This window comes from Streptomyces purpureus (genome assembly GCF_014648195.1).
Lineage (GTDB): Bacteria > Actinomycetota > Actinomycetes > Streptomycetales > Streptomycetaceae > Streptomyces > Streptomyces purpureus.
On sequence record NZ_BMQQ01000066.1, the window covers coordinates 1974 to 2920 of the forward strand.

The 947-nt window shown below is 68.3% G+C and carries 1 protein-coding gene; it reads left to right on the forward strand.

Annotated elements, in window-relative coordinates:
* Positions 1 to 247: 247 nt before the first annotated feature.
* Entirely contained in the window at positions 248 to 838 is a 591-nt protein-coding gene (locus IEZ01_RS34340) for a malonic semialdehyde reductase (protein WP_189205702.1), read from the forward strand.
* Positions 839 to 947: the final 109 nt, after the last annotated feature.

Here is a 947-nt window from a genome sequence, read left to right on the forward strand (position 1 = left end):
CCCAAAGCGCGCTGCCACGCCTGGCAGCGATCGGACCGTCCAGGGGAGTCCGAGCCCCCTGCCGACAGCCCTGCCAGCAGCTCGCCGCCCGCCCGGCGGTGACCGGTCGTCGCCCCCAGGAGCCTGCCCACCCCCAGCTGTGAGTCCGCTCACCACTCCCCCATTTAGTTGAAAGTTAACCTATCTCTGCGTACGTTGGCGGCATCGCAAGTCCCCCCTTGCATTGCACGTTCGGAAGGTACGCAGCATGTCCCTCGTTCTCGACCCCGCCGCCCAGGACCTCCTCTTCCGCGAGGCCCGCACCGCCAACACGTTCACCGACGAGCCGGTCACCGAGGAGCAGGTCCAGGCCATCTACGACCTGGTGAAGTACGGCCCCACCGCCTTCAACCAGACCCCGCTGCGGATCACCCTCGTCCGCTCGGCCGAGGCCCGCGAGCGTCTGGTGCGGCACATGGCCGAGGGCAACCAGCCCAAGACCGCCGCCGCCCCGCTGGTCGCGATCCTCTCCGCCGACAACGAGTTCCACCAGGAGCTCCCGGCGCTGCTGCCGCACTTCCCGCAGGCCAAGGACCTCTTCTTCGCCGAGCGGCCGGTGCGCGAGAGCTCCGCTCTGCTCAACGCCACCCTGCAGGCCGCGTATTTCATCGTCGGTATCCGCGCCGCCGGTCTCGCCGCCGGCCCCATGACCGGCCTGGACTTCGCGGCCGTCCAGAAGGAATTCCTCGACGACGACCACACCCCGCTCATGGTCGTCAACATCGGCAAGCCCGGCGAAGACGCCTCGTTCCCGCGCTCGCCGCGCCTCGCCTACGAGGACGTCGTCACCACCATCTGACGACGCCGGACACGACGAAGCCCCGGGCCACCTGGCGGGTTCTATTGATCCCCGCAACACCCTGAAGTTCAGGGAGTTGCGGGGATCGTGGATTTTGAGGTGCTGAAGG

Coding starts and splice junctions, on each gene's coding strand:
- IEZ01_RS34340 (WP_189205702.1), top strand. CDS start 248: ATGTCCCTCGTTCTCGACCCCGCCGCCCAGGACCTCCTCTTCCGCGAG.